The 21,712-nt window shown below is 61.7% G+C and carries 18 protein-coding genes; 5 read left to right on the top strand and 13 right to left on the bottom strand.

What is annotated here, in order from left to right:
• The first annotated feature begins 96 nt into the window (after positions 1 to 96).
• A complete protein-coding gene (locus AFK63_RS07295; protein WP_038862545.1) occupies positions 97 to 648 on the top strand; it encodes a YbhB/YbcL family Raf kinase inhibitor-like protein in 552 nt (183 codons plus the stop codon).
• Here the strand turns inward: AFK63_RS07295 and AFK63_RS07290 are convergent.
• The 6 genes from AFK63_RS07290 to AFK63_RS07265 form a co-directional block, all read right to left on the bottom strand.
• Positions 556 to 3,246: a nitrate reductase gene (locus AFK63_RS07290; RefSeq protein ID WP_038862544.1), complete on the bottom strand. Its 2,691-nt coding sequence runs from the start codon at positions 3,244 to 3,246 to the stop codon at positions 556 to 558. The two genes, AFK63_RS07295 and AFK63_RS07290, sit on opposite strands and share 93 nt — an antisense overlap.
• Positions 3,243 to 7,310 (bottom strand): nitrite reductase large subunit NirB, encoded by a 4,068-nt coding sequence (gene nirB, locus AFK63_RS07285; protein WP_081642067.1) that lies wholly within the window; start codon positions 7,308 to 7,310, stop codon positions 3,243 to 3,245. Before nirB ends, AFK63_RS07290 begins: the two co-directional genes overlap by 4 nt.
• A 9-nt stretch (positions 7,311 to 7,319) precedes the next feature.
• Complete coding sequence (locus AFK63_RS07280) at positions 7,320 to 8,108, bottom strand: ABC transporter ATP-binding protein (RefSeq protein WP_038862543.1); 789 nt, start codon at positions 8,106 to 8,108, stop codon at positions 7,320 to 7,322.
• 9 nt (positions 8,109 to 8,117) lie between these two features.
• A complete protein-coding gene (ntrB, locus tag AFK63_RS07275) occupies positions 8,118 to 8,999 on the bottom strand; it encodes a nitrate ABC transporter permease (RefSeq protein WP_038862537.1) in 882 nt (293 codons plus the stop codon).
• A gap of 9 nt (positions 9,000 to 9,008) precedes the next feature.
• Positions 9,009 to 10,259 (bottom strand): CmpA/NrtA family ABC transporter substrate-binding protein, encoded by a 1,251-nt coding sequence (locus AFK63_RS07270; RefSeq protein ID WP_038862536.1) that lies wholly within the window; start codon positions 10,257 to 10,259, stop codon positions 9,009 to 9,011.
• Positions 10,260 to 10,963: 704 nt separating this feature from the next.
• A complete protein-coding gene (locus tag AFK63_RS07265) occupies positions 10,964 to 12,169 on the bottom strand; it encodes a nitrate regulatory protein (protein ID WP_038862525.1) in 1,206 nt (401 codons plus the stop codon).
• 71 nt (positions 12,170 to 12,240) lie between these two features.
• Here AFK63_RS07265 and AFK63_RS07260 point away from each other — a divergent pair, with 71 nt between their 5' ends.
• From AFK63_RS07260 to AFK63_RS07250, 3 genes are all read left to right on the top strand, one after another.
• Positions 12,241 to 12,594, top strand: a complete 354-nt coding sequence (locus AFK63_RS07260; RefSeq protein WP_038862521.1) for a DsrE/DsrF/TusD sulfur relay family protein — start codon at positions 12,241 to 12,243, stop codon at positions 12,592 to 12,594.
• 149 nt (positions 12,595 to 12,743) lie between these two features.
• A complete protein-coding gene (locus AFK63_RS07255; protein WP_038862520.1) occupies positions 12,744 to 14,531 on the top strand; it encodes a methyl-accepting chemotaxis protein in 1,788 nt (595 codons plus the stop codon).
• 210 nt (positions 14,532 to 14,741) lie between these two features.
• Positions 14,742 to 14,987: a DUF1883 domain-containing protein gene (locus tag AFK63_RS07250; protein ID WP_038862519.1), complete on the top strand. Its 246-nt coding sequence runs from the start codon at positions 14,742 to 14,744 to the stop codon at positions 14,985 to 14,987.
• A gap of 48 nt (positions 14,988 to 15,035) precedes the next feature.
• Here the strand turns inward: AFK63_RS07250 and AFK63_RS07245 are convergent, their stop codons facing one another.
• The gene (locus AFK63_RS07245) at positions 15,036 to 15,734 is read right to left on the bottom strand and encodes a gamma-glutamylcyclotransferase (protein WP_038862518.1); all 699 of its coding nucleotides are present in this window, start codon (positions 15,732 to 15,734) and stop codon (positions 15,036 to 15,038) included.
• A 216-nt stretch (positions 15,735 to 15,950) separates the two neighbouring features.
• Entirely contained in the window at positions 15,951 to 16,181 is a 231-nt protein-coding gene (chaB, locus tag AFK63_RS07240) for a putative cation transport regulator ChaB (protein WP_004388054.1), read from the bottom strand.
• Between the two features lie 274 nt (positions 16,182 to 16,455).
• Between chaB and chaA the strand changes: the two genes are divergently transcribed.
• On the top strand, positions 16,456 to 17,559 hold the full coding sequence (chaA, locus tag AFK63_RS07235; protein WP_038862517.1) for a sodium-potassium/proton antiporter ChaA: 1,104 nt from the start codon (positions 16,456 to 16,458) through the stop codon (positions 17,557 to 17,559).
• 117 nt (positions 17,560 to 17,676) lie between these two features.
• On the opposite strand, the gene kdsA is transcribed toward chaA, so the two are convergent.
• Genes kdsA through prfA form a run of 5 tightly spaced genes read right to left on the bottom strand, consistent with a single transcriptional unit; the run spans position 17,677 to position 21,706 of the window.
• Positions 17,677 to 18,531: a 3-deoxy-8-phosphooctulonate synthase gene (gene kdsA, locus AFK63_RS07230; protein ID WP_038862516.1), complete on the bottom strand. Its 855-nt coding sequence runs from the start codon at positions 18,529 to 18,531 to the stop codon at positions 17,677 to 17,679.
• Positions 18,532 to 18,573: 42 nt separating this feature from the next.
• Positions 18,574 to 19,383: an invasion regulator SirB1 gene (gene sirB1, locus AFK63_RS07225; protein ID WP_038862515.1), complete on the bottom strand. Its 810-nt coding sequence runs from the start codon at positions 19,381 to 19,383 to the stop codon at positions 18,574 to 18,576.
• Positions 19,380 to 19,775, bottom strand: coding sequence for an invasion regulator SirB2 (gene sirB2 / locus AFK63_RS07220; protein ID WP_007729910.1), 396 nt, complete (start codon positions 19,773 to 19,775; stop codon positions 19,380 to 19,382). Before sirB2 ends, sirB1 begins: the two co-directional genes overlap by 4 nt.
• Before the next feature lie 6 nt (positions 19,776 to 19,781).
• Positions 19,782 to 20,624, bottom strand: a complete 843-nt coding sequence (gene prmC, locus AFK63_RS07215) for a peptide chain release factor N(5)-glutamine methyltransferase (protein WP_038862513.1) — start codon at positions 20,622 to 20,624, stop codon at positions 19,782 to 19,784.
• Positions 20,624 to 21,706 carry a peptide chain release factor 1 gene (prfA, locus tag AFK63_RS07210; protein ID WP_038862512.1) on the bottom strand — a complete coding sequence of 361 codons (1,083 nt, stop codon included), beginning with the start codon at positions 21,704 to 21,706 and terminating at the stop codon, positions 20,624 to 20,626. Before prfA ends, prmC begins: the two co-directional genes overlap by 1 nt.
• Positions 21,707 to 21,712 lie beyond the last annotated feature (6 nt).

Raw genomic sequence — 21,712 nt, 5'->3', positions numbered from 1 at the left:
CCCGACAAGCGCTGGCGCCGCTTTTAAGGATAATCCTCAGCCCGTTTGCGCCCGGTGCGCTACGCTTAATATTCCCACTCTGCGTGAGACACGCCGATGAAACAAACGCTGCTTGCATCCCTGCTTGCTGTTGCCGCCTTTAATGTTGCCGCCGCGCCGGACGACGGTATTTTTATATTGCAGTCCCCGTCGTTCGCCGATAACGGCATGATGGAGAAAAAATTCGCCGGTAATGCGAAGCAAAACCCCAACTGTACCGGCGAAAACCAGTCGCCAGCGCTTATCTGGAGCCACGCGCCGCAGGGCACGACCCGCTTCGCGCTGATCGTTCACGATCCGGAGGGCGCGAAGGGGCTTGGCGTGACGCATCTGGTGGCCTATAACATTCCGGCCACGACCACCGGCCTTGCCGCCAATGCGCTCACCGAGGGAAAAGGCTTCACCGGCGGTAAAAACACGCCCGGCACCACCGCCTGGCACGGCCCCTGCCCGCCGCCCGGCAGCGGCGCGCACCACTACACCTTCACGCTTATCGCCACCGATCTGCCGGCCGACCTACCGCCCGGCCTGACGCGCGACGAACTCTTCACGAAGCTCAAAGGGCACGCGCTCGCCGCCACCGGCCTGATTGGCCGCTTCGGGCAGTAACGCCCTCTGCGCCAGCAGCGCTTTCAGCTCCGGCACGCAGGAGCCGCAGTTGGTGCCGCAGCGCAGGGTTTCACCCAGCCTTTTCGCGCTGTCGCACCCGCCGGCAATCGCAGCCCGGATAGCCGTCTCGCCGACGCCAAAACAGCTACAGATAATGCGCCCCTTCGCGGGCGCGTTGTGTGCCCTCCTTCCGGCAAGCAGCGCATGACGGGCCGCAGGTGTTCCGGGCGGTTCGCTGAACGCCGCCGCGATAGCCTCTGATTCCACTACCGGGCAGCGGACGGCGCTGTAAAAGGCCAGCATCAGCGCGCCGTCGCGCCACGCCAGCGCGTGAAAGCCGTCGGCGCCGTCAGCGTACTGTATCTGCCAGCCCTCACTATCGGCCAACTGACGCAGCCAGCGTTGCGGCGGCAAACGGCCTGCCAGCGTGACATGCGCTCCTCCTTCCCACGCCCGACGCCACCACAGCATATCGGGCGCGAGTGTCGGCAGCGCGCGGCAAAACAGCTCGCCCTGCCAGGCGGTATGGCGTTTTTGCAGGCGCACGGCGGTCTGTTTGCTCTCCGGCTGGCCGGAATGCGGACAGCAGACCGGGGCCACTAACGCGTTGACGCGCCCGTGGCTTGCGAAACGCGCGTTCCAGTGCATCGGTGCAAACAGCGCGCCCGGCGTCTGCGCATCACTGAGCGCCGCCCAGCCCACCATAAACCCTTGCACGGATGCCACTTCCACCAGGTCGCCTTCGCTGATGCCAGCACGCGCCGCGTCATCCGGATGCACCGACACGCGCGGCAGCGGCTGATGCTGCATCAGCCGCGCCACGCCGCCGGTGCGAGTCATCGTGTGCCACTGATCGCGAATGCGCCCGGTGTTAAGCCACAGCGGATAAGACGCCCCCGGCCGCGCCTGCGGCGGCGCTGGGGTCACGGCGACCATATTGAGCCGCCCGCCACGCCAGCCTGCGCCCGTCGCCAGCAGACGCGGCGTGCCCTGCGGCTGCTGTGCGGTCACCGGCCATTGCACCGGCGCGAGCGCGTCATACTCATCACAAGTCAGGCCCGAGAGAGCGCTGATATCAAACGCCCGCGCGCCGTCGTTCTCAAACCCCGACAGTGCCGCGTGTTCGCAAAAAATCTCGTGCGGGTGTCGCCAGGCGAACGCCTCGCCATGCCCCAGACGGCGCGCCATCTGCGCGACGATCCACCAGTCCGGGCGCGTCTCGCCGGGCGCGGGCAGAAACGGACGCTGGCGTGAAATGCGTCGCTCGGAGTTGGTCACGGTGCCGTTTTTCTCGCCCCAGCCCTGCGCCGGGAAGCGAATATGCGCGAACGCCGCCGTGTCGGTCTGCGCGGTAATGTCGGAGACGATCACCAGTTCGCAGCGCGCCAGCGCCTGGCGTACCGCGTCGCTGTCCGGCAGCGAGACCGCCGGGTTGGTGCCCATGATCCAGACGGCTTTTACCTCGCCGCGCCCGATAGCGTCGAACAGCTCCACCGCCATCAGGCCGGGCGTCTGCGCGATGCGCTCGCTGCCCCAGAACCGCCCGAGACGCGCGATATCCGCCGGTTCGAAGGCCATATGGCAGGCGAGCTGGTTGGCGAGCCCGCCCACCTCGCGCCCGCCCATCGCGTTCGGCTGACCGGTCAGCGAAAACGGCCCGCAGCCGGGCCGCCCGATCTTTCCGCTCGCCAGATGCACATTGATGATGGCGTTGCATTTATCGCTGCCGCTGGAAGATTGATTAATGCCCATTGTGTAGAGCGTCATCGCCCTGGGCGCGCTCAAAAACCAGTCGTAAAAGCGCGCCACATCCGCGTCCTTCAGCCCGCAAAACTGCGCCACGCGCGCCACGCTCCAGTCGCGCGCCGCCGCCAGCGCCTGCGCCTGACCGTCGAACGTTTCCGGCGCAGGTCTCCCGGCCAACGCATTCAGCAGACCGACAAACAGCCCGGCGTCGCTGCCAGGCGCGAGCGCCAGATGCAGATCGGCGATATCGCAGGTGGCGGTGCGCCTGGGATCGATAACCACGATTTTCATCGCCGGGCGCGCCTCTTTCGCCGCCGCGATACGCTGATAGAGCACCGGATGCGCCCAGGCGGCGTTGGAGCCGACAAAAATCAGCAGATCCGTCTGCTCGACATCGTCATAGTTGCATGGCACCGCGTCGGCGCCGAACGCCCGCTTGTAACCCACCACGGCGGAGGACATACAGAGCCGTGAGTTGGTATCGATATTCGCCGCGCCGATAAACCCCTTCATCAGCTTGTTGGCGGCGTAGTAATCCTCGGTCAGCAGTTGTCCGGAGGCATAAAACGCCACCGCCTGCGGGCCATGTTTCTCGATAATCGCGCTAAGGCGCGCGGCAGCCGTGTCGAGCGCGGTCTCCCATGACGCCCGTTCGCCGTCGATTTCCGGATAGAGCAGCCTGCCCTCCAGCCCGGTAGTTTCGCCAAGCGCCGCGCCCTTGACGCACAGCCGCCCGAAATTCGCCGGGTGCTGCGCGTCGCCGCGCACGCTCACCGCGCCACTCTCGTCGCGCTGCGCCACCACCCCGCAGCCAACCCCGCAATACGGGCAGGTAGTGTGTACGCCGCTCATGACGCCTGCGCCTGTAACAGCAGCGCCTGGCCCGCGACCCACACTTTGCCGCTCTCTATTTTTACCGGCCAGGCGCGCACCGCCTCGGTAAGCCCCTCCACGAGCCGCCCGTCGCGCAGCCGGATGCGCTGTTTATAGAGCGGTGAAATCACCACCGGCTCGCCGCCGACATCGCCCAACAGGCCGCGCGACAGCACGTTGGCGTCGCTGCCTGGCTCAAGGTTGTCGAGCGCGTAAACACGATCGCCAAAGCGGAACAGCGCGATTTGCATCTCGCCCAGCCGCGCGCCGATCCCTGCCTGCGGCGGAATATCCTGTACATCGCACACCGCCTGCCACGGGCGCTCCGGCGCACGCGGCGTCACCGGTTGCACCACATCGACCGGCTGCGGCTGCCCCCGAAGCTCGCGGCGCTGCACCGCTTCATCCGGTTGATCGCTGTTGACATAGGAGCGGAACAGCGCCAGCCGGTCGGGGCTCGCGAGCGTGGTCTGCCACTCGCACTGATAGCTCTCCACCACCTGCGCCATTTCACGCTCCAGCTCCTCGCCGATGCCGAGGGAATCGTCCAGGATAACCTCGCGCAGGTAGTCGATGCCGCCTTCGAGATTATCCATCCAGGTACTGGTGCGTTGCAGGCGATCGGCGGTACGGATGTAGAACATCAGGAAGCGGTCAATGGTGCGCAGCAAGGTCTCGCGGTCGAGATCGCTGGCAAAGAGATCCGCATGGCGCGGCTTCATGCCGCCGTTGCCGCAGACGTAAAGGTTCCAGCCTTTATCGGTTGCGATCACGCCCACATCCTTGCCCTGCGCCTCGGCGCATTCGCGGGTGCAGCCGGAGACCGCCATTTTGATTTTGTGCGGCGCGCGCAGCCCCTTGTAGCGGTTCTCCAGTTCCACCGCGAGCCCGGTCGAATCCTGCACGCCGTAGCGACACCAGGTAGAGCCGACGCACGATTTCACCGTGCGCAGCGATTTGCCGTAGGCATGGCCGGTCTCAAAGCCTGCCGCCACCAGCTCCGCCCAGATAGCCGGGAGTTGTTCAAGCCGCGCGCCGAAGAGGTCGATGCGCTGACCGCCGGTGATTTTGCTGTAGAGGTTATAACGCTTCGCTATCTGGCCGATGGCGATAAGCCCGTCCGGCGTTACTTCGCCCGCCGCCATGCGCGGCACGATGGAATAGGTGCCGTCTTTCTGAATATTGGCAAAGTAGCGATCGTTAGTGTCCTGGAGCGGCAGATGCGCCGGTTTCAGCAAATATTCGTTCCAGCAGGAGGCGAGCACCGACCCCACCAGCGGCTTGCAGATTTCGCAGCCGTGGCCCTGACCATAGCGGCTGATGAGCTGTTCAAAAGTGCGGATGTGGTTAACGCGCACCAGGTGGTAGATCTCCTGGCGCGAGTACGGGAAGTGCTCGCAGATATCTTTTTTGACCGCCACGCCCTGCTGTTCGAGCTGGTACTCCATCACCTGTTTTACCAGCGCGCTGCAACCGCCGCAGCCGGTCGCCGCTTTGGTGCAGCTTTTGACCGCGCCCATGTCGGTCGCGCCGCCCGCCACCGCCGCGCAGATATCCGCCTTGCTGACGTTATGGCACGAGCAAATCTGCGCGCGCTCCGGCAGCGCCGCCACGCCGAGGCCCTTCGCGGGCGCGCCCTGGCTTGCGGGCAGGATCAGCGTTTCCGGCTCGGCAGGGAGCGCCATGCCGTTAAGCATCATCTGTAACAACGTGGCGTATTCGCTGCTGTCGCCTACCAGCACGCCGCCGAGCAGCGTTTTGCCGTCCGCCGAGACGACGATTTTTTTGTAGATCTGCTTCGGCCCGTGGGTCCACTGGTAGCTCTGGCTGCCCGGCGTGCGTCCATGCGCGTCGCCGAACGACGCCACCTCAACGCCGAGCAGCTTGAGTTTGGTGCTCATATCCGCGCCCCGGAAGGCCGCCGCCTCGCCCGCCAGCGTCGCGGCGGCGACGCGCGCCATCTGATAGCCTGGCGCGACCAGGCCGAAAATTTTGTTCTCCCATAGCGCGCATTCGCCGATGGCGAAAATGTTTTCATCGCTGGTCTGACACTGGTCGTTGATAACAACACCGCCGCGCTCGCCCGTGGTCAGCCCCGCCGCTTTCGCCAGCATGTCCTGCGGGCGGATGCCTGCTGAAAAAACAATCAGGTCGGTCTGCAGGCTGTCGCCGTCGGCAAACTGCATGGTCAGGCCGCCGTCCGCCTCGACAATCGCGGTGGTGGATTTACTGGTATGCACGCTGACGTCCAGCGCCTCGATTTTTTCACGCAGCATCGCCGCTCCCGGTGCATCGAGCTGCACCGCCATCAGTCCCGGCGCGAATTCGACCACGTGCGTTTTCAGCCCCAGTTGTTTAAGCGCGTTCGCCGCCTCCAGCCCCAGCAGCCCGCCGCCGACCACCACGCCGCGCGTGGCGTGCTGCGCGCGCTCGCGGATAGCGTCGAGATCGTCAAGCGTACGGTAGACGAAACAGCCAGGCAGATCGCGCCCCGGCACAGGCGGCACAAACGGCCAGGAGCCGGTGGCGAGCACCAGTTTATCGAAGTGCGTTTCATGGCCCTGCGCGTCGCGCACGGTCTGCTGCGCGCGGTCGATGGCGACAATCTGGCAGCCGGTACGCAGTTCAATGCCGGTCTGCGTGAAGAAATCGCCCTGCACCATCGAGAGCGACTGCGCGCTGCGCCCGCCGAAATATTCCGAGAGATGCACGCGGTCGTAGGCCGCGTAGCGCTCTTCGCCAAAGACGATGATATGAAAACGCTCATGCAGCCCGGCGTTAACGCACTGCTCCAGAAAATGGTGTCCAACCATGCCGTGGCCCACGACCACCAGAGTTTGTTTCGTCATCGTTTCACATCCTGCAGCCGCGGGCTGCGGTTCATCGGTTTCATCAAACAGCAGCCCGACGCTTGCGCGAAGCGGCTGCCCGAAGTGATTCATCAGCGCGCCTGCGCTGTCGGTATCGCCATACAGCAGCACGCCGGTGAGCCTGTCGTCTTTGATAATCAGGCGTCGGTAATGCCCTGAAAGGGGGTCGAGACTTATCAGCGTCTGCGCGCTGGCATCGGGTTCGACCACGCCCGCGCTGAACACCGCAATGCCAGTCACCTTGAGCCGTGTGCCGCGCTCGTCGTAACTAAAACGCGCCGGCTCCCCGCAGAGCCTGGCCGCCAGCACATCCGCCTGTTGCAGACAGGGCGCCACCAGCCCCCACGTCTGCGCGTTGATTTCGCAGCATTCGCCAACAGCGCTTACCTGCGGGTGCGAGGCGCGCAGCGTGTCATCCACCACAATCCCGCGCTGACAGCGAAGCCCGGCAGCCTGCGCCAGCCCGATGGCCGGACGTACGCCGGTCGCAATCACTACCCGCCCGGCCGCTATGGTTTCGCCATCGGCGAGCGTCACGTTATCGGGCGCGATGCGCGTAATGCCGCTGCCGGTCACCACGCGAATACGGCGCGCGCGAAGGCTTTCCGCCAGCCATTCGCCCGCCTGCGCATCCAGTTGCTGCTCCATCAGCCACGGATGACGATGCACCAGCGTGACCGTCGCGCCCTGGCGCGCCAGCGCTGCGGCGGCCTCGACGCCGAGCAGGCCCCCGCCCAGCACGACAGCGGGGCCAGACGTTGCGAGAATGGCCTCGACATCCGCCAGCGTGCGAAAGGCGCGCACGTGCGGCAGGTCGCGGCCTTCAATGGGCGGAATAAAGGGCGTCGAGCCGGTGGCGAAGACCAGCTCATCCCAGGGCAGCGTGCGGGCCGTCGTGGTTACCGTCCGCCCGGCAAGATCCACCTCTGCCGCCCGCTCGCCGGTTAATAAAGTGACACCGTAACGGTGATACCACTGCGCGTCATGCAGTTGCGTCTGCGCGGCGGGCGTTTCGCCGCCCAGCACGGGCGAAAGCAGGATGCGGTTATAGGCGGGCAGCGGCTCTTCGCCGATAAGCGTGATGGCGAAGCGCTCAGGCGCGCGCGCCAGCAGTTGCTCAACCAGACGCACCGCCGCCATGCCGTTGCCGATAATCACCAGTCGTTGCGCCATCGCCGCTCCTTACGCCGCCTTCGGCTGTTTTTCGTAAAGGAAATGGAGGATCTGCTGGCGCATCTGGTGGTAGCGGCTGTCATCCGCCAGCTGTACCCGGTTGCGCGGACGCGGCAGATTGACCTCCAGCACCTCGCCCACCGTGGCCGCCGGGCCGTTGGTCATCATCAGCACACGGTCGGAGAGCAGCACCGCCTCGTCGACGTCATGGGTGATAAGCACAATGGTGGTGTTAAGTTCCTGCTGGATATGCATGACGGCATCCTGAAGGTGCGCGCGGGTCAGCGCGTCCAGCGCGCCGAAAGGCTCATCCATCAGCAGCACTTTCGGCTCCATTGCCAGCGCCCTGGCAATGCCGACGCGCTGCTTCATGCCGCCGGAGATTTCGCCAGGGCGTTTGTTGAGCGCATGCCCCATCTGCACCCGCTCCAGGTTGTGGACAATCCACTCCCGGCGCTGCGCTTTATTCATGGTTTTGCGAAAAACCTGGTCCACCGCCAGCGCCACATTGTCGAAACAGGTCAGCCAGGGCAGCAGCGAATGGTTCTGAAACACCACGGCGCGTTCAGGGCCGGGGCCTGCGATTTCGCGGTTATCGCACAACAGCCCGCCTTCGCTCGGCAGCGTGATCCCCGCGATCAGATTGAGCAGCGTCGATTTGCCGCAGCCGGAGTGGCCGATAAGGCTCACGGTTTCGCCCGCGTTGATGTCAAAGCTGACGTTTTGCAGCGCCAGGAATTCGCCGCTGGCGGTGTTGAAGCGCTGGCTGACGTTCTGTACCTGAATAATCGGTTTCATGTTCGCTCCTTACTTGTCCTGCCAGCTGAACCGCCGGGCGATAAGCATCAGCCCCTGCTCCAGCAAAAGCCCCACCACGCCGATAATGACGATGGCGATGAGGATGTTTTCCACGTTGAGGTTGTTCCACTCGTTCCAGATCCAAAAGCCGATGCCAAGGCCGCCGGTCAGCATTTCCGCGGCGACTATCACCAGCCAGGCGATGCCGATGGAGAGCCGCACCCCGGTAAGCACCGCCGGCAACACTGCCGGGAAGAGAATGCGGCGCATCACCGTCCATTCAGAGAGTTGCAGTACCCGCGCCACGTTCAGATAGTCTTCCGGAATACGCTTCACCCCGTCGGCGGTATTGATGACCATCGGCCAGATAGAGCAGATGAAAATCGTCCAGCTTGAAGCCGGCTCCGCCTTCTGAAACAGCAGCAGGCCGATAGGCAGCCAGGCGAGCGGACTCACCGGACGCAGCAGCGCGATAAGCGGATGAAACATACGGCCCAGAAAGGTGAAGCGGCCAATCAAAAAGCCGAGCGGAATGCCCACCAGCGCCGCGAGTCCAAAGCCCACCGCCACACGGCTGAGCGACGCCAGCACGTTCCAGCCGATGCCCTGATCGTTCGGCCCTTCGTTATAGAACGGGTCGGCGAAGAGCGTCAGCGCTGAGTCAAGCGTGCTGAGCGGCGTGGGAAAGCCTTTGGTGGTCATAGCGGCGATTTGCCAGGCGATCACCAGCAGCGCGAGGCCGAGCAGCGCGGGCACGACATGGCCTGCGATCGCGTTGAATCGGGCAGCCAGCGGCGCGCGGCGTTTACGCACCGCCACGCGGGGCATCACAATCACTTCACCGGCGGGCTGGGCTTCCGGCGCGCTCACGGTCTGTTGCAGCTCTTTCATGGTTCCCCCTTAACGTTTCATGGCAAAACTGTTGGCGTAGGCCGCCGGCGCCTGGCCGTTCCAGACGCTGCCGTCCATCAGACGACTGGTGCGCAGCGGTGATGCAGGCAGCGCGATATTGCCCACCGCCTGCGCGGCCTGTTGATAGATGTCAGTGCGGTTGATGCGTGCGGCGATGGCCGCGTAGTCCGGATCGGTTTTCAGCAATCCCCAGCGGCGGAACTGGGTTAAGAACCACATGCCGTCGGAGTGCCACGGGTAGCTCACCTCGCCGTCCCGGAAGAAGCGCATACCGTGATCGTCTTTCCAGCGTTTTCCGGCGCCGTCGTCGTACTCGCCGAGCATGCGTGGCGTGAGGTATTGCGCTTTGGTGTTGAGGTACGCGCGTTTCGCCAGCACCTGCGCGGTTTCGCGCCGGTTGTCGTCCGAGGCGTCTATCCAGCGGGCAGCCTCCAGCACGGCGGCGGTGAGCGCGCGGGCGGTGTTCGGGTTCTGCTCCACCCAGAGGCGGCGGGTGCCGAGCACTTTTTCCGGATGATCCGGGAAGATGCTTTGTGAGGTGGCGGCGGTAAAACCGATGCGGTCGTTAATGGCGCGGGCGTTCCACGGCTCGCCGACGCAAAAGCCGACCATATTGCCGATGCGCATGTTCATCACCATCTGCGGCGGCGGCACTACCACGGTGCGGACATCGTTGAAGGGATGAATGCCCGCCGCCGCCAGCCAGTAGTAGAGCCACATCGCGTGGGTGCCGGTCGGAAAGGTGTGGGCGAAGGTGTAAGCGCCAGGCTCGCTTGCCGCGATAAGCGTTTTCAGCGCGTCGGGCGTGGTGATGCCTTTATCGAGCAGATCGGCGCTGAGCGAAATCGCCTGACCATTCTGGTTGAGCGTCAGCAGGTTCGCCATCGGCTGCGCCTTACCGGCGATACCCAGCTCCAGCCCGTAGATGAGACCGTAAAGCGCATGCGCGGCGTCAAGCTCGCCAGAGACCAGTTTGTCGCGCACCGCCGCCCAGCTCGCCTCTTTGCTCGGCACAATGCGGATACCATATTTTTTATCGAAGCCTTTGAGCGCGGCCATCACCACCGGCGCACAGTCGGTGAGAGGAATAAACCCGACGCGCACGGTGTCGAGTTCCGGTTTGTCGGTGCCTGCGGCCCAGACGCTGCCCATCAGCCCCGGTAACAGCATCGCGCCGCTAAGCGCCGCCCCGGCCTGCAAAAAACTGCGGCGGGAAAGAGAGAATGACGAATGGCTCATGGCTGCTCCTGAAAATAAAAAAGGCGTCCGCCAATGTCCGAAGACATTGCAGGACGCCTTTATCCTTCCGGTAAGCCCGCCGCCGTTGGCGAGCCGCCGAAAATGTTTGTCAGGAAGAGTTAAGCAAGCGGTGTGCCAGGTTTAAGGGTAGGCATGTTGGGTAATCGTACGTCACGGCGTCAATGTGGGGGGTTTTGCTCCGGCTTAAAAAAATCGGCCGCGCCGTTTCGCCGCAGGCCGGGACGCACCGGAGGGACCCGGTGCGAGGGCATGACAATACAGGGATGTATTGTCATGCCCGACCCGTGGCCGGAGGGAATAAGGCACGGCTTCCCCGCAGGGGCGATTTTCTGCCGGGAGCCGGGATTGCAAAGGGGGCGGCGGCGAGCCCCCTTTGCACGTTCGCGTGAGGAAAAGGCACATATAAGCGCAGCGTGATGGCGAACGGAACGATTTCACCGCCGTTGCATATTTCCCGTCAACGCGGCCCCGAAACCGGGCGGTGGGTGCGCTTCGCTTACCCACCCTACAACACGCCACGGCAACCTGTATTATCATGCCTTCGCACCGGGTCCATCCGGCGCGGCCGATTTTATTTAGCCGGAGCAAAACCCTCCGCTCCGACGTTAATTCTGTGTAGAACGGGTAAACACCGCTCCATCCCTGCCCCATAACCATGCATAAAATGCCCGGTTGCTGTGCATCTACTCCTTTCGGGTGACGGGCCAGAGCCGGGCGACCGCCAGCATCGCTTCGGCAATTTCCACCATCCGTTTATTCTGATCCATCGCCAGCTTGCGCAACTGGTGCCATGCCTCCTCCTCGCTAAGCTGCTGATGGGTTATCAATAAACTTTTGGCGCGCTCAATGAGCTTGCGCTCCTCAAGGCTTGTCTGTAATGAGGCGAGCTGGCGCGTCAGCGACTCCACCTCGCGGGCCTGCTGGCGCACCAGCGGTAAAAGATGCCGCTCCAGCGCCGGAGCATCCATATCTCCCTGCTGGCGCGCGCGGCGGGCCAGCAGGGCCTCCGGAGATTCGCTGACGTTATCCTGCGCGAGCAGCCTGCGTGCTTCCGCCAGCAGCGCGGCGATAAGCGCCTCTTCGATATCCCGCAGCGCGTCGAGCCGCGTGGTTTGCAGCGCAAACCAGCGCACCGCCCGCGCGCCGTTGTCGTTATCCGCAGGCAGACGCGTGCAGGCGAGCCGTCGTAATTGCTCCAGCTCCAGGCCCGCCTCGCCGTGACGCCAGTAGCCTTCGCGAATCTCCGCCGCCGCCAGCGCTAAAAAAGTCTCAAAACAGCGCTGCTGCCCGTCAATGCGATCCGCGAGCCGCTGACGCAGCGGTTCGCTGAACGCGCCCTGTGTAAAGCCGATAGCGCCAATGGCACGTTCCTGACCTGTCAGCTCCTTCCCCTGCATAAAGCTGTAAAGGGCGGTCAGCGCGCGGGCGAGCGACGCCTCATCCACGCTTTCGCTCGCCTCCGGCACCAGATTCAACAGATGACGAATCGCCAGGTTAAAGCCCTCCATCGCCTCAAGGGGTTCTGTCTCACGCGCCAGAATGCGCGCGCGAAGCGCCGGCAGTTGTTCGAGCTGCCAGAGCGCGCAGGCCATGCGCCAGGCGAGCAGGCTACCTGATGAGGCCAGCGGCGGGGGCGCTTCGCGAAACGCCGCCACGCGCTGGTCGGTCTGCGTCACGCAAAACTCGCGTTCGCGCGCAAACAGCTGCCCGCCGGAGCAGAGCCAGATATTGGACGCGCCGCGCTCGCGCTGTAGCATATGCACCAGATGGCTTATCTGACTTGCCCATTCGCCCACGCTTAACCACGCCTCCAGCTGGCTGCGCGCTCTTTCACGGGCGAAACGAAACCACGCCTGCGCATCTTGCGCCGGTCTGGATGGTGTTGCCATCGCTCACTCTCCTGTTATCGCCTTTACAGGAACCAAGCAATAACTATGCCTTTATGGCAAAGGAGTTCCGGATGCAAACGATCGTGATTATCGCCAACGGCGCAGCTTATGGCAGCGAATCGCTGTTCAACTGCCTGCGTCTTGCCATCGCGCTGCGAGAACAGCCGCAGGCGCCTGCGCTGAAGCTGTTTTTGATGTCTGACGCCGTGACCGCCGGCCTTCGCGGCCAGAAGCCCGCCGAAGGCTATAACATTCAGCAGATGCTTGAGATCCTCACCGCGCAAAATGTGCCGGTGAAGCTTTGCAAAACCTGCGCCGACGGGCGCGGCGTGAGCGCCCTGCCGCTGGTGGATGGCGTTGAGGTAGGCACGCTCGTGGAACTCGCCCGGTGGACGCTTGAGGCTGATAAAGTCCTGACGTTCTGATAATCACGCAGGTGTAATAATATTTACTTATTCGCCTGCGTCGTCCATCAAGTCCCTGCCGTGTGTGCCGATATTTACCTTAAAACCCATAACAACAAGCCTGTCCCAACAACACACAACACATACAACACACAGCAGGGTAAACGCCTATGTTAACGTCGATTCGCGCGCGCATCATCGCAGCCACCGCAGGCTGTCTGGTCGGCGCGCTGGTACTCAATACCATCATGAACTATCAGGTCACGCGGCTGGATAACCAGCAGGCGAGCCTTAATACCCTGAAAAGCACCAGCGCCAGCCATAATCTGGCTATCGCCGACTGGGTGAACAGCAAAACCGCCATGATCCGCTCGCTCGACACCGTCGCGCTGGGCGCGGACCCCGTGCCGGTCTTCACGCAGATGGCGAAAGCGGGCGGCTTTATGAACGTCTACGCCGGTTATGCGACCAAAACCGCGAAGTTTTCCAACCCGGAAGGCGTCCCGGCGGATTACGATCCGACCATTCGCCCGTGGTATCAGCAGGCGGTGAAAGCTGACGCGCCTGTCGTGACCGCGCCGTATGTGGATGCGGGCACCGGCAAGCTGGTCGTCACCTTCGCGGTGCCGGTGAAGCAAAACGGCACCGTTGCCGCCGTGGTCGCGGGCGACCTTTCCATGGACAGCGTAATTGCCAACGTACGCAGTATTCACCCCACCGAAAACAGCAGCGGCTTGCTGGTCAATGAAGACGGGACGCTTATCGCTGCGAAAGATCCGGCGCTGACCTCTAAACCGTTTGATAACGCGGTGTCAGGCGTCGCATTTCGCGAACTGAAAACCAGCGATACGGCGCTTGACGGCGACATCGGCGGCGCGCCAAAAGCGCTGCTGGCGACACCGGTGCCGGGCACCCAGTGGTATCTGGTGGTGGCGCTCGATGAAAGCGACGCGACCTCCGGCATGCGCGCGCTGCTTAATACCTCCGCCATTTCGGTGCTGGTACTGCTGCTTATCACCGGCGCGCTGATGCATTTCCTGGTAACGAAGCTGTTAAAACGCCTGTTGATGATCCGCGACGCGCTGGTGGCCATCAGCAGCGGCACCAACGATCTGTCGCAGCGTCTGCCGGAAAATGGCCGTGATGAAGTGGCGCAGATAGCCCACGCCTTTAATGCCTTCTGCGACAAGCTCGCGGGCGTGATGGGCCAGTTGCGCGACGCCAGCGCCTCGGTGAAAGTGGCGGCTAATGAAATCGCCGCGGGCAACCAGGATCTCTCCGGGCGCACCGAACAGGCCGCTTCCAGCCTGCGCGAAACCGCAAGCGCGGTGGAGGAGATTACCGCGTCGGTGGCAAACTCGACGGATGCGGCGGCCCAGGCCAACAGCCAGGCGCAGAGCGCCACGGATGCCGCCTCGCGCGGCGGCGAAGTGGTGTCGAAAGCCATTTCGACGATGCAGCTGATTGAAACCGCCTCGGCGAAGATTGGCGATATCACAAGCGTTATCGACGGCATTGCCTTCCAGACCAACATTCTGGCGCTTAACGCCTCGGTGGAAGCGGCGCGCGCCGGCGAACAGGGCCGCGGCTTCGCGGTGGTGGCGGGCGAAGTGCGTAACCTCGCGAGCCGCAGCGCCCAGGCGGCGAAAGAGATTAAATCGCTTATCGACTCGACAACCGAGAGCGTGGCGACCGGCTCGCGTTACGTACGCCTTGCGGGGGAGTCGATGGAGGAGATTGTAAGCAGTATCGGCAATGTCTCCGGGATTATGCGTGAGATCACGGTCGCCACCAGCGAGCAGATGAAAGGCATTCAGGAGATTAACCACGCGGTTATCCAGCTCGATCAGATGGTGCAGCAGAACGCCGAGCTGGTGGTGCAGTCCGCCGCCGCGGCAGGCGCGTTGCAGGGCCAGGCGGGCGAACTCGCCCAGACGGCCGGGCATTTCCGCATTTAATCAGGCGCAGGCGCGCATTCGGACATTTTCCGCGCGCCTGCCCGCCCCTTTAACGCACAATGTGATGAATATGGCGGCGAGACCGCCTTTTTTGATCAAAATCAGCGTTCAGCGCCTCTCGCTTTGGTGTTATTCCCGGAGTGTTTTGTGAACAGCCTCACGTTCGAAAGGCTGTCCTGACGGGATTTATCATTGACAGAGGGGTTTAAAATGGCGCGGGTAAAAGCAAGCCTGAAATTGTTTGGCGGAGATACGGTGGTGGTGCGCTGCTCGGCGAATTGCCACATTCATTTAATGAGCGCAGGCGAGCGGTTTACGCGCGCCGGGGCAGATATTTTAAGCGTCCAGAACCGCAACAGCGCATATATCAGCGTGCCTTACAGCGGCGTCTGGGATGTGCTTATCGACAGTCACAGCCAGACGCTGGAGCACTCCATCAGCTACGTTCCGGCCTGATTTTTGCCCCGGCGTCCGCCGGGGTTTTCACTGACGCCTTCACGACGCTTACGCAAACCCCGGTTGCAGTTCGCCGCTTTCCCCGCTGTCGCGCGCCTGACAGGCACGCACTTCAACCGCCAGTTCATCAAGCGACGCTTCGCACATGCCGAGCTTTTTCAGCTCCTGCTCCAGCGAGAAGAGATATTGCGCATTAGTGCCAAGCGGGCCGCTGGCGCGGGCGATAAGCGGCGCGATGGTCGCCGGACGGGTGTCGGCCTCATAAAGCGGATGGCTCGGATCCATGATAAAGACCAGCGCGTGTACGGTACGACCATCGTTGAGCGTGAGCTTACACCAGCCTGGCAGATAGCAGCCCGTGATCATCTCGCGCTTCCAGAGCAGGGTCAGCTCGGTTTCGAGCTCTGACTCAGGCAGACGATAGGCAACACCGGTTGTGGCGCCGCCCTCTTTAAGCGCCAGCATACGTCCTGGCTGACAGGCGCTGCCGCGCCCGGCGGTAAGCCGCAGGCAGAACGCGCGGTGCCAGCCGTTGAGCGTCGCGGCGCAGCGCTCTTCAAACACCATGGCCGGGTTCCACATCAGGGACCCATAACCAAAAATCCAGACCGATTCGTTTTCGGGACGACAGGCGAGCGTGGCGGCCAGTGACGCCGCTCGCTGCTCTGGCGTCCACAGTAACGATTCCTCAATGGCTCCAAAAGCCGTCTTACAGTCTGCTGTCATTAAGAAATCACGTGTTAACACCTTCTACCTCCACCACTGCTGCTTCCCTGCGATTTTAAGCGCCTTCAGGATCTTTTTATCGCTCAATCAGAAAGCAATTACGGGGTGACGATAGGGGATTAACGCGCCGCTGACAAGACCGCAGCAGCCTTTGCGCCCCATAAAAAACTTATCGTTTTCCATACGGCGCGCAGGGTTAAGCTAAAGATGGAAGGGAATCAGGCGATTAACAACGCATTACTTTTTCTTATGCCATTTGTCGTCATCACCCTTTTCGTACTCATGTTTGACCGCAGCCCACGCAACGCGGTGCGCGGTCTCTTCCCGACTGGCGTCGCCGCGGCGGTCGTCTTCGTCTTTATATTGATCCCAGGCGCTGTTAAACGCCTCTTTGTAGATATCCTGCGCATGGGCTGGCAGCACATTACGCACGTTATCGGGTAAATCGGTTCTTGATGAATAAGGCATGGCGCTACCCCTTTTTCTGACCAAAACTTAAGTGTGGAACAGGATACGCATCCGCGCCAGCGGTAAGCGAAGCATTGGCGGTGAGATTCGCAATGGCCTGTTTGCTCAATGGATTCTCAACATAATGTCATTTTTCGGCGTATTTATCGAAAAGTTAAACGTAAGCCGTAAAAAAGCGTAAATAAACGGTCGCGAAGGCGCGTTTTTTGGTACTTTTACGATAAGCAATACCCCTCACTATAATGATAATGACCTGCTTCTCTGGAGAAATAACGTGACCAAAACCAGCCATGAGGCGGTGAAAACCCGCCATAAGGAGACTTCTCTCATTTTCCCGGTGTTAGCGCTGGCGGTGCTGGCGTTCTGGGGGTCCAGCCAGTCGCTGCCAGTGATTGTCGGCATCAACGCGCTGGCGCTGGTGGGGATTCTCAGCAGTGCGTTCAGCGTGGTGCGCCACGCGGATGTGCTGGCGCATCGCCTCGGCGAGCCGTACGGTTCCCTGATCCTGAGCCTGTCGGTAGTGATTCTGGAAGTCAGTCTTATCTCCGCGCTGATGGCCACCGGCGACGCCGCGCCGACGTTAATGCGCGACACCCTGTATTCGATCATTATGATTGTCAGCGGCGGTCTGGTGGGCGTGGCGCTGCTGCTGGGCGGACGCAAGTTCGCTACGCAATATGTCAATCTCTTCGGTATTAAGCAGTATCTGATCGCCCTCTTTCCGCTGGCGGTGATCGTGCTGGTCTTTCCGATGGCGCTGCCGGGCGGCAATTTTTCTACCGCGCAGTCGCTGCTGGTGGCGATGATTTCGGCGGCAATGTACGGCGTATTCCTGTTGATTCAGACCAAAACGCACCAGAGCCTGTTTGTTTACGAACATGAAGACGAGAGCGATGACGATGACCCGCATCATGGCAAACCGTCGGCGCACGGCAACCTGTGGCACGCGGCCTGGCTGGTGGTGCACCTGATTGCTGTCATCGCCGTGACCAAAATGAACGCTAATCCGCTGGAAGGGCTGCTCAGTCACCTGAACGCGCCGGTGTCGTTCACCGGTTTCCTGGTCGCGCTGCTGATCCTCTCGCCGGAAGGCCTGGGGGCGCTGAAAGCCGTGCTCAATAACCAGGTACAGCGCGCGATGAATCTGTTTTTCGGCTCGGTGCTGGCGACCATCTCCCTGACGGTGCCGACGGTGACGATTATCGCCATCCTGACCGGCAATGAATTGCAGTTTGCGCTTGGCGCGCCGGAAATGGTGGTGATGCTCGCCGCCCTGATGCTGTGCCAGATTTCGTTTTCGACCGGGCGCACCAATGTACTGAACGGTAGCGCGCATCTGGCGCTGTTCGCCGCGTATCTGATGACGATTTTTGCGTAGAGGTTAAGGCGGAGCGCTGCGCCTGCATGGCAGGCGCGCCACATGCATCATCCCAACGCAGATACGCCCATAAAAAAACCCCGCTATGCGGGGTTTTGCTTTTTACGACCGGGTCAGTTAATGCTCGGTGTCGAGTTCCGGGAAGCTTTTCACCAGATCGTCGATGGCTTTGATCTGCGTGAGGAACGCTTCCAGTTTCGCGAGCGGCAGCGCGGACGGGCCGTCGCATTTCGCGTTTTCCGGGTCCGGGTGCGCTTCGATAAACAGACCGGCGATACCGGTCGCCATGCCGGCGCGGGCAAGCTCCGTTACCTGAGCGCGACGACCGCTGGACGCGGCGCCGAACGGGTCGCGGCACTGCAGCGCGTGGGTGACGTCAAAGATTACCGGCGCGTTGCCAGAGACTTTCTTCATGACGCCAAAACCCAGCATGTCAACGACAAGGTTGTCGTAACCAAAGTTGGTGCCGCGATCGCACAGGATAACCTGCTCGTTGCCGCCTTCTTTGAATTTATCCACGATGTTGCCAATCTGGCCGGGGCTGATGAACTGCGGTTTTTTGACGTTGATAACGGCACCGGTTTTCGCCATCGCTTCGACGAGATCGGTCTGACGGGCCAGGAACGCCGGCAGCTGGATAACATCCACCACATCCGCGACCGGCTGCGCCTGCTCGGCGGTGTGAACGTCGGTGATGATTTTCACGCCGAAGGTCTGCTTCAGTTCCTGGAAAATTTTCATGCCTTCTTCAAGGCCCGGGCCGCGGTAAGAGTGAATCGAGGAGCGGTTGGCTTTATCAAAAGAGGCTTTGAAGACGTAAGGAATGCCGAGCTTCTGGGTCACGGTGACATAATGCTCACAGATGCGCATCGCAAGATCGCGCGATTCCAGCACGTTCATCCCGCCAAACAGTACGAACGGAAGATCGTTCGCTACATTAATGTCGCCAATGCTAACCACTTTTTGTTTCATATTGTCGCCTTTATCCTGTGTAAATCGGTACACTGCCGCCGCTTAGTGCAGGGTAACCTGCTTATGCGAAATCGAGTTAATCTGCGCCCGAATCATCTCGCTAATGGGATCTTCGGGGCACTGCTCCACAAAATAGCTTAAATCATTCAGCGCCACGTGCTCGCAGTCGAGCTGGGCATAAATCAGCCCGCGGTCGCGGATTTCATAGGGGTCTTCCGGATTGAACTCCAGCAACGCCTCGCTGGCGCGCAGGGCAAGCTCCATCTGCCGCTCTTCCATCAGCGCGGATTTCAGCGTATCGAGCAGCTTGCGGATCACCAGAATATGTTCGGACTCTTCGAGGTCATCCATATACAGCTCGGCCACCGGGCTGATATTGCCCTTGAGCCAGACTTCGAGCGTATGTTCGTCAAGCGTCTCACCGTTAAATGGATTGATGAGCCACATTTCGCCATCCATCCAGTCGGCGCGCAGAATAAGCTGCGTCGGGAAAATCACCGGCATGAGCGGAATATCGAGACGGCCTGCGATCCACAGCAGGATAGCCCCGAGCGAGACCGCGCTGCCCTGGCGATTTTTCAGCACTTTGTCGAGCCACAGGGCGTCAGAGAGACGGTAGACGCCGCGCGCGTCGCTAAAGCCCCATTCGCCATAGAACAACTCCAGCAGACGCTCAAGCTGCGAGTCCTGATGCGAGCCCTGGCAAATCTCTTCGCGGGCCAGACGCACCAGGCTCTCCAGCTGGTCGTAAACATCCTGCGCCGGAAAATCGTCGCGAATATGCTGTGAAACCAGAATCATGCCGTCACAGAGCGGCGCGTTGTTAAACTGAAAATCGGCCAACGACTTCATATTAACCCCAATAGCGGTATTTTGGTGGTGGCGAGTTTCACGATGATGTAGAGCACCACCAGCCCAAGCAGGAAAGCTACCCAGCGAACCTGCTGGCTGCGCGGGCGACGCCCGAGCGCGATAAAGCCTAAAACGATGTAGATGATAACGCCAAAGAGTTTTTCAGTCAGCCACGCGCCCTGCGGGGTGAACGGATAAAAATGGGTGATCAGCACCAGCGCGACGCCGCTGCCGAGCAGCACGGTGTCGTTGACGTGCGGCACAATGCGTACCCAGCGCTTGCCCGACATCGCCGAGCCGCGGTATTGCCACCAGTAGCGCAAAATAAAAAGACTGATGGAAATAGCCACCGTCAGAAGATGTAAGTGTTTTACTGCAAAGTAAGCGGCCATGCTGCCCTACTCCTGTGTGTTGCGATAATGTCCCAGCGTCAGACGCTCGTTGCCGCCGTAGTCGCGGCAGGTTTCGACGCCCTGGTAACCCGCGCGTGTGAAAAGCGCACGCACCGCCTCGCCCTGTCGCCAGCCATGTTCTAACAGTAACCAGCCGTCGTTTTCAAGGAAGCGGCGCGCCCCGGCGATTATCGCGTCGAGATCGGCAAGCCCCGCGTTTTGCGCCACCAGCGCGCTTTTGGGCTCAAAACGCACATCGCCCTGCGTCAGATGCGGATCGTCGCCGTCGATATACGGAGGATTGCTGACAATAAGCGAAAAACGCGCGTCCGTCAGTGCGCAAAACCAGTGACTTTGCAAAACAGTGACGTTATCGATGCCAAGCCGCTGCGCGTTGCGTTTTGCAAGCTCAACAGCCTGCGGCACAACATCCAGCGCCGTCACCTGACAGTCGGGCCGCTCAGAGGCGAGCGCCAGCGCAATTGCGCCGGTGCCCGTGCCAAGATCGAGAATTCGACACGGCGCGGCGGGCAGACGCGCCAGCGCCTGCTCCACCAGACATTCGGTATCGGGACGGGGGATAAGCGTCGCCGCAGAGACCTCAAGCGGCAACGACCAGAATTCGCGCTGGCCTGTCAGATACGCCACCGGCTCGCCCTGGACGCGGCGCGCCAGCAGGGCATCGAGCCGCGTGAGCTCATCGTCAGTCAGCGCGGTTTCGCCAAAGGCGAGGATAAACGTGCGCGTCCTGCCGGTTACAAAACCCAGCAGGATTTCCGCGTCGCGGCGCGGCGATTCGCTTTCAGTGAGGCGGTGGATGGCCTGTTTCAGCCACTGCTGATACTCCATCACTCCTGCTCGGCCAGCGCCGCCAGTTGATCCGCCTGATGTTCCTGGATTATCGGCTCGATAAGCGCATCCAGCTTGCCTTCCATCACTTCGTCGAGGCGGTAGAGCGTCAGGTTGATACGGTGATCGGTCACGCGGCCCTGCGGGAAGTTGTACGTGCGGTTGCGATCGGAACGATCGCCGCTGCCCAGCAGGTTACGACGCGTCGAGGCTTCCGCCTGCTGGCGTTTCGCCACTTCAGCGGCGTGAATGCGCGCGCCCAGCACCGCCAACGCTTTGGCTTTGTTTTTATGCTGCGAGCGTTCATCCTGGCACTCGACCACGATGCCGGTCGGCAGGTGGGTGATACGAATGGCGGAATCGGTGGTGTTAACGTGCTGACCGCCCGCGCCGGAGGAGCGGAAGGTATCGATACGCAAATCTGCCGGGTTGATATCCGGCAGTTCGGCTTCCGGCAGTTCCGGCATCACCGCCACGGTGCACGCAGACGTGTGAATGCGGCCCTGGGATTCCGTCGCCGGCACGCGCTGGACACGATGACCGCCGGATTCGAATTTCAGCCGCCCGTAGACGCCCTCGCCGCTGATTTTGGCGATGACTTCTTTATAGCCGCCATGCTCGCCTTCGCTGGCGCTCATGATCTCCACACGCCAGCGGCGGGATTCGGCGTAACGGCTATACATGCGAAAGAGATCGCCTGCGAACAGCGCGGCTTCATCGCCGCCAGTGCCCGCACGCACTTCCACGAAGGCGTTGCGCTCGTCGTCCGGATCTTTTGGCAACAGCAACAGCTGAAGCTCCTGCTCCAGCGCTTCGCCTTTCGCTTTCGCGTCAAGCAGCTCATCCTGCGCCATATCGCGCATTTCCGGGTCGCTTAACATCAGACGCGCGGTTTCCATATCTTCCTGTACCTGGCGCCACTCAAGGAAACAGCGCGAAACGTCGCTCAGCTGGGCATACTCACGCGACAGCGCGCGAAAACGCTCCTGGTCGGCAAGCGTACCCGCATCGCCCAGCAGAGCCTGAACTTCTTCATGACGCTCCTGCAAGGCTTCCAGTTTGGCAACGATAGAAGGCTTCATAGGCGG

Origin of the sequence: Cronobacter muytjensii ATCC 51329 (assembly GCF_001277195.1) — a bacterium.
In the GTDB taxonomy this organism is placed as follows: domain Bacteria; phylum Pseudomonadota; class Gammaproteobacteria; order Enterobacterales; family Enterobacteriaceae; genus Cronobacter; species Cronobacter muytjensii.
This window is presented reverse-complemented; position numbering and strand designations above follow the sequence as displayed.

Excerpts from the sequence above, each read along its gene's own strand:
- AFK63_RS07295 (WP_038862545.1), top strand. The coding sequence starts at position 97 with ATGAAACAAACGCTGCTTGCATCCCTGCTTGCTGTTGCCGCCTTTAAT.
- AFK63_RS07290 (WP_038862544.1), bottom strand. The coding sequence starts at position 3,246 with ATGAGCGGCGTACACACTACCTGCCCGTATTGCGGGGTTGGCTGCGGG.
- nirB (WP_081642067.1), bottom strand. The coding sequence starts at position 7,310 with ATGGCGCAACGACTGGTGATTATCGGCAACGGCATGGCGGCGGTGCGT.
- AFK63_RS07280 (WP_038862543.1), bottom strand. The coding sequence starts at position 8,108 with ATGAAACCGATTATTCAGGTACAGAACGTCAGCCAGCGCTTCAACACC.
- ntrB (WP_038862537.1), bottom strand. The coding sequence starts at position 8,999 with ATGAAAGAGCTGCAACAGACCGTGAGCGCGCCGGAAGCCCAGCCCGCC.
- AFK63_RS07270 (WP_038862536.1), bottom strand. The coding sequence starts at position 10,259 with ATGAGCCATTCGTCATTCTCTCTTTCCCGCCGCAGTTTTTTGCAGGCC.
- AFK63_RS07265 (WP_038862525.1), bottom strand. The coding sequence starts at position 12,169 with ATGGCAACACCATCCAGACCGGCGCAAGATGCGCAGGCGTGGTTTCGT.
- AFK63_RS07260 (WP_038862521.1), top strand. The coding sequence starts at position 12,241 with ATGCAAACGATCGTGATTATCGCCAACGGCGCAGCTTATGGCAGCGAA.
- AFK63_RS07255 (WP_038862520.1), top strand. The coding sequence starts at position 12,744 with ATGTTAACGTCGATTCGCGCGCGCATCATCGCAGCCACCGCAGGCTGT.
- AFK63_RS07250 (WP_038862519.1), top strand. The coding sequence starts at position 14,742 with ATGGCGCGGGTAAAAGCAAGCCTGAAATTGTTTGGCGGAGATACGGTG.
- chaB (WP_004388054.1), bottom strand. The coding sequence starts at position 16,181 with ATGCCTTATTCATCAAGAACCGATTTACCCGATAACGTGCGTAATGTG.
- kdsA (WP_038862516.1), bottom strand. The coding sequence starts at position 18,531 with ATGAAACAAAAAGTGGTTAGCATTGGCGACATTAATGTAGCGAACGAT.
- sirB1 (WP_038862515.1), bottom strand. The coding sequence starts at position 19,383 with ATGAAGTCGTTGGCCGATTTTCAGTTTAACAACGCGCCGCTCTGTGAC.
- sirB2 (WP_007729910.1), bottom strand. The coding sequence starts at position 19,775 with ATGGCCGCTTACTTTGCAGTAAAACACTTACATCTTCTGACGGTGGCT.
- prmC (WP_038862513.1), bottom strand. The coding sequence starts at position 20,624 with ATGGAGTATCAGCAGTGGCTGAAACAGGCCATCCACCGCCTCACTGAA.
- prfA (WP_038862512.1), bottom strand. The coding sequence starts at position 21,706 with ATGAAGCCTTCTATCGTTGCCAAACTGGAAGCCTTGCAGGAGCGTCAT.